Here is a 5,721-nt window from a genome sequence, read left to right as displayed (position 1 = left end):
AGTGTGAACCCGCCGCTCTGCACCGCGGCCAGCACACCGTGATACCCGAGCGGGTCTACCACCACCGCAACGCTTGGATGATTCTTTGCGGCGGCCCGCACCATCGACGGCCCCCCGATGTCGATCTGCTCGATGCATTCGTCGATACTCGCGCCGGAGTCGACTGTCTCGCTGAACGGGTACAAGTTGACCACCACCAGCTCGAACGCCGCGATCCCGAGTCGCTCGAGTGCCGCCGCATGCTCGGGTTTGCGCAAGTCGGCCAGCAGCCCGGCGTGCACATGTGGGTGCAAAGTCTTGACCCGGCCGTCGAGCACCTCAGGAAAGCCAGTAACCTCTTCTACCGGGGTTACCGGAATTCCGTTATCGGCAATGGTTTTCGCGGTCGAGCCGGTCGAGACGATGTCGACACCGGCCGCGTGCAGGCCGCGGGCAAGCTCGACCAGCCCGGTCTTGTCGTACACGCTGACCAGTGCGCGGCGGATCGACCGTCTCGAGTCCTCGCTGCTCATCCGATAGTCGCCTTTCGTCCGTTCCAGGTCACGCCGCCGGTCGCCACCGCGGCCACCACATCCACCAACAGCAGCCGTTCGGTGACCTTGATGCGCTCGTGCAGAGTTTCTTCGTCGTCATCGTCGAGCACCGGAATCGGTTGCTGGGCCAGTATCGGGCCGGTGTCGGTGCCGGCATCCACCAGGTGCACCGTGCAGCCGGTGACCTTCACACCGTAGGCCAAAGCCTCGGCCACCCCGCGCGCGCCGGGAAACGCCGGCAATAGCGTCGGGTGGGTGTTGAGAATGCGGCCGCAAAACCGTGCAAGGAACTGCGGCCCAAGGATTTTCATGAATCCCGCGGATACGACGAGGTCGGGTGAATGCGCCGCGACCGCCTCGGTTAGCGCGGCGTCCCACCCGTCGCGGTCAACGTGATCGGCCAGCCGCACCGTGAACGTCGGCAACGACGCCGCGGTGGCGATCTCGACGGCCCGGCAGTCGCGGTCCACGCCGACCGCGACCACCCGTGCCGGATAGTCACCGACGGCGGAATCCAGCAAGGACGCCAGCAGCGAACCGGTACCCGACGCCAGGATCACCAATCGTGCCGGTGCGCTGGGCGGCACGCGGAACGGTTGCTGCACAGGGCGAGCCTAATCGGCTTCGTTCGGCGACGATGCGGGGCGGTCTTTGCCTCGAGGTGGGGGTACCTCCCGCTCGCGGGGGAGAGCCGGACATTCGGGCTCAGGAAGCGGCGGATCGGCGGCTGGCGGCTGATCGTCGTCGGCGAATTCAGCGACCGGCTCGGCCGGTGTGGGCTTCCTCGCCCGGTATCTGACGCCGCCGGCCATCGCTACGGTGATTGCGCCGACGACGGCGAACCAGAGGAACACCGCAACCCCGAAGGTGGCCTGGTCGATCCCGACGTCGCCGAAGTTGCCCAACTGCCCGCTGCCGGCGTAACCGAGCAGCGCCATGGTCAGCGCCGCCACCGAGGCCGCGGTCAGTAGTTTGGCCATCGCCTCAAGCGTCGGCAGCGGCCGGCGCGCACACTGCTGTCCGACCGCTACCCCCGACGATGCGCCGATGATGAGCAGCGCAACCCAGGCTGGCCCCAGCGGCGGGTTGGGCGCCGCGGCCAGCACCGGCAGCGCGGGAATGTCGCCGCCGAACACGGTGAACGAACTGAACGTCGCAAAACCCAGATGGGCGCTGGACCCCACGGCCATCGCGGCGGCGCCGACGATGACGTTGGGCACGTACAGCACCGACAGTACGGTCAGGCTGAACTGGCCGAAAATCGAATTGGTCATCGCGTACAGATCCTGCATCGTCGCCCAGTGCACGACCAGCGAGGCGGCGGTAACCATGCCGGACAGCCCGAGCAGCGCCAGCACGCCGGCCATCGCGGCCCGTAGCGAATCGGGCAGCCAGCCTGGCAGCGGCGATGTCCCCAGCGCCCGGCGGCCGACCCGAGAGCCCACGCCGATCGACGCGCCGATGCCATGGACTACCAGCACGCTCGCGAACGCCCGCAACGCGCTCGGCGTCTGCAGTTCGGTGATCACCGATGCCGCGTCGTGGATGACCGCCAATGAGATCGCGGCGAACAGCAGCGGTCCGCCCAGCGCTGAGGCCACAATCCAGCGGATGACGAACCAGGAAGCCGTGGCGGGGGTGGCCTGCGCGGTGGTACGTGCAGTACCCCACACCATCAGCAGCACCGGCAGCAGCGGCATCGCGCCAAGTTCGCGGCCGCCGATCGAGATCGGCACCTGGTGCACGCCCAGCCACATGCTGGCGATCGCGCCCAGCGCGCCGGTCATGTCGCTGTTAGCGATCAACAACTGCAGCAGCGTCACCGCCGCGATGACAACCAACGCCACCAGGGCGGGACCGAACGCGACCCGCAATAGGTCACGGGCCTGACGGGCACCCGCCGCTGGACTGTCCTGCACCCGCGTCACGCTTCGAGGACGTTACCTACTAGGCCGTCTGGCCGACGACCCGCCGCGCCCGAGTGCGCACGGTTAGGACTGTGCCGGGCCCGACGGCGAGGACGGCGCCTGCGGCTGCTGACCCTGGCCATACGAGTGCTGCCCGTGGCCGGCGCCGGCGTGGTTTGCGGAGTTTGGCTGACCCGGGCCGCCGGAGCCGGACGGCGGCGGGCTGAAGCTGGGGAAACCCGTTGGCGGGGTGGGCGATCCCTGCTGTCGTTCCTGCGGCAAACCCTGGTGCGGTCCGGACTGCGGAGACGGGATAGGGCCAGACTGCGGGCCGGCCGCGCTGAAGCCGCCGGTCGAAGGCCCGGACGGGTAGCCGCCGTATTGCGAGCCGTATCCGGACTGCTGGTAGGGACCCTGCTGACCGTAGTAGCCGCCGTACTGACCGTACTGCGCGTACTGGTCGTACTTGGGCCGCGGCGCCGGTGGGGTGATCACGCCCGCATCCAGCAAGAGTGCGCTGACAGCAAGGACGGCCTGGATCACCCCGCAGCCCAGGGCGAACCATAGCGCCCAGCCTCGGCCGGACGCGCCGATCGTGTCCTCGATCAGCAGCAGCCCGCCCAGTGCGGCCACGGCCGCCACCACCGCGGCGTAGTTCTTGGCCTTCGGCAACAGACCCACCCCGGCCAGCAGCCCCGCCAGCAATGCCAGGTCAATCGGCAAGGTGCTGCCGCTTTCAATGAGTTCGTCGCCGTTGGGCAGGATGCGGGTGATCATCGGGCCGTAACTCAGCAGATAGCTGGCCAAACCGAGAGCCACCACGCCGATGGTCAGGTAGACCTTCAGACTGCTCTCACCGTCATCGGATTTCGTGAACGAGGGTGTGGAGGAGGCCCCGTAGCTGCCCGGCGACTGCGCGGGCGGATATCCGGGACTGCCGGGCGGGTAAGTCATGGCTTCTCCTGTGCCTTCCAGTGCTGTTGCGGCGCCACCGTCGTGTGGCGCTCTTACTCCCAGGCGGCCTTCTCGCGACGCTACCCCGGACCGCTCTATGAACGCCGTGGCGACTAGCGCGGGCGTTTGCGACGCGTGCCGATCACCCACGCTAGCGCACCTTGGCCAGTAGACGGCGCGGGAGTCAACGTGATGTCGACCGGGTCGCGCGCCGTCACGACGCCCCCGCCCTTGCCCGCGAGATTGGAACACGTTCTAATTCTCTGCATGGACTACGGGCTTGTGCTGTTCACCAGCGATCGCGGTATCACCCCGGCGGCAGCGGCCACGCTCGCCGACAACCACGGCTTCACGACCTTCTACGTACCCGAACACACCCACATTCCGGTCAAGCGCGAGGCTGCCCACCCGACGACGGGTGACGAGTCGCTGCCGGACGACCGCTACATGCGCACGCTGGACCCGTGGGTCAGCCTCGGTGCGGCGTGCGCGGTCACCTCGCGGGTACGGCTGTCCACCGCGGTGGCGTTGCCGGTTGAGCATGATCCGATCACGCTGGCGAAATCTATCGCGACCCTCGATCACCTATCCGGCGGGCGAGTCAGTCTGGGCGTCGGGTTCGGCTGGAACACCGACGAACTCGCAGACCACGGCGTGCCGGCCGGGCGACGCCGCACGATGCTTCGTGAATACATCGAGGCGATGCGGGCGTTGTGGACCCAAGAGGAAGCTTCCTACCAAGGCGAATTCGTCAACTTCGGGCCCAGCTGGGCGTGGCCCAAGCCGTTACAACCGCATATTCCGGTGCTCGTGGGTGCGGCCGGCAACGAAAAGAACTTCAACTGGATCGCACGCAGCGCCGACGGCTGGATCACCACTCCGCGCGACTTCGACATCGACGGGCCGGTGAAGTTGCTGCAGGACACCTGGGCAGCCGCCGGACGTGTTGGAGCGCCGCAGATCGTGGCGCTGGATTTCAAGCCGGTGCCCGAGAAGTTGTCGCACTGGGCCGAATTGGGCGTCACCGAGGTGCTGTTCGGTTTGCCCGACAAGCCCGCGGACGAGGTCGCAGCCTATGTGGAACGATTGGCCGGGAAACTCGCCGCGTTGGTGTGAGATCTTCAGGAGCATCGTGACAGCCCGCAACGACCGAGGCCGGCACTTTCCCTATCGCTACGATCCTCGTCTGGCCCCGATGTGGTTGCCGTTTCGGGCATGGCCCAGCACCCAGGGGGTAACGGTGACCGACGACGGCCGTCTGATCGCCCGCTATGGGCCATTGCGTGTCGATGCGCCGCTGTCCCGCGTCCAAGACGCGCACGTCACCGGTCCGTACCGATGGTGGACCGCGGTCGGCGCCCGGCTATCGGCTGCCGACGACGGACTTACCTTCGGCACCAACGCCTCCGAAGGTGTGTGCATCCACTTCGAGCCGCGGATCCACCGGGTGATCGGTCTGCGCGATCACTCGGCGCTGACCGTGACGGTCGCGGACACCCAGGGGTTGGTTGACGCAATCAAGGGGCACTAAGGGCCATTAAGGGCATTAAGGGAAAGGCCTAGTCAGCTCAGGACGCAGCGGTTCCCGTAGTCGAACGAGCGTACGACGACCGGCCGCCCCAGTGGTTCGCCGTCGGTCAGCAGCCCGATTAAGTCGTCGTCTTCGGTGGTCGCCAAAAACCGGCTGTCGTCGGCGTCGAGCCGGCCGATGATGATCCCGGTCGGCCGGCCACCGTCGCGCCGGACCGTGTAGGTCTCGACCGTGCCCGGCCCGTCGGCGTGCTCGGTCACCGACTGGGTGGGCGACTGGCCGATCTGTCCCTGCAGCTGCGCACTGCGATCCGGTTTCCATTCGGCAGGCGTAGTCGAGTAGACCCCGACCGAATACTTGCTCAAGATACCGCCATTGGCACCGACGAGACCGAATTGCCCTGGCGCGCTTCGGCATTTGGCGATCGTCTCGGCGACACCGTGCATCGAGTAGTTGTTGCCCGCACCGCCGAAGAACGGCAGGCCGCCGGTCAACGTCAGACCGCGCGGGTCGTCGGGCGCGATGCTCATGCCGTCACAGATGTTGAAGACCGGCACCGGGAAGCAGCTATACAGATCGAAGGTGGCGATGTCGTCGATACCGATACCGGCAACCGCCAGCGCTTCGCGCGCCGCCATCACCGCCGACGGGGCGTGCCCGAGATCCGGCCGCTCCAGCAGGCTTTGCTCTTCGAGATCGGCGTGCCCGTGCAGATACACCCAATTTTCCTCGGGCACACCAAGTTTGCGCGCCGCTTCGACGGACATCAGCAGTGCCGCCGCGCCCTGGTTCACCT

General features: G+C 67.2%; 5 protein-coding genes and 2 pseudogenes. 2 read left to right on the top strand and 5 right to left on the bottom strand.

Going from position 1 to position 5,721, the window contains the following annotated elements:
- The 4 genes and pseudogenes from purH to WAN71_RS15050 all read right to left on the bottom strand — a co-directional run.
- A pseudogene (purH, locus tag WAN71_RS15065) lies at positions 1-512 on the bottom strand (bifunctional phosphoribosylaminoimidazolecarboxamide formyltransferase/IMP cyclohydrolase); the annotation flags it as partial.
- Positions 509-1,138: a phosphoribosylglycinamide formyltransferase gene (gene purN, locus WAN71_RS15060; RefSeq protein ID WP_422226098.1), complete on the bottom strand. Its 630-nt coding sequence runs from the start codon at positions 1,136-1,138 to the stop codon at positions 509-511. The gene purN and the pseudogene purH, both read right to left, overlap by 4 nt.
- A 9-nt stretch (positions 1,139-1,147) precedes the next feature.
- A complete protein-coding gene (locus tag WAN71_RS15055; RefSeq protein WP_422226097.1) occupies positions 1,148-2,452 on the bottom strand; it encodes a DUF6350 family protein in 1,305 nt (434 codons plus the stop codon).
- Positions 2,453-2,524: 72 nt separating this feature from the next.
- The gene (locus WAN71_RS15050; protein WP_422226096.1) at positions 2,525-3,394 is read right to left on the bottom strand and encodes a DUF5336 domain-containing protein; all 870 of its coding nucleotides are present in this window, start codon (positions 3,392-3,394) and stop codon (positions 2,525-2,527) included.
- Between the two features lie 267 nt (positions 3,395-3,661).
- On the opposite strand from WAN71_RS15050, the gene WAN71_RS15045 reads away from it, so the two are divergent.
- Complete coding sequence (locus tag WAN71_RS15045; protein ID WP_422226095.1) at positions 3,662-4,510, top strand: LLM class F420-dependent oxidoreductase; 849 nt, start codon at positions 3,662-3,664, stop codon at positions 4,508-4,510.
- Positions 4,511-4,589: 79 nt separating this feature from the next.
- Positions 4,590-4,925: a hypothetical protein gene (locus WAN71_RS15040; protein WP_422226099.1), complete on the top strand. Its 336-nt coding sequence runs from the start codon at positions 4,590-4,592 to the stop codon at positions 4,923-4,925.
- Positions 4,926-4,957: 32 nt separating this feature from the next.
- On the opposite strand, the pseudogene WAN71_RS15035 reads toward WAN71_RS15040, so the two are convergent.
- A pseudogene (locus tag WAN71_RS15035) lies at positions 4,958-5,721 on the bottom strand (acetyl-CoA acetyltransferase); the annotation flags it as partial.

The sequence above is a fragment of the Mycobacterium sp. genome (assembly GCF_049280035.1).
GTDB lineage: Bacteria > Actinomycetota > Actinomycetes > Mycobacteriales > Mycobacteriaceae > Mycobacterium.
Note: the sequence above shows the minus strand (reverse complement) of the source record. Positions and strands in the feature narration are given on the sequence as shown.

What these genes read in the sequence shown, in the direction of transcription:
- WAN71_RS15050 (WP_422226096.1), bottom strand. Translation starts at nt 3,394, where the DNA reads ATGACTTACCCGCCCGGCAGTCCCGGATATCCGCCCGCGCAGTCGCCG.
- WAN71_RS15045 (WP_422226095.1), top strand. Translation starts at nt 3,662, where the DNA reads ATGGACTACGGGCTTGTGCTGTTCACCAGCGATCGCGGTATCACCCCG.
- WAN71_RS15040 (WP_422226099.1), top strand. Translation starts at nt 4,590, where the DNA reads ATGTGGTTGCCGTTTCGGGCATGGCCCAGCACCCAGGGGGTAACGGTG.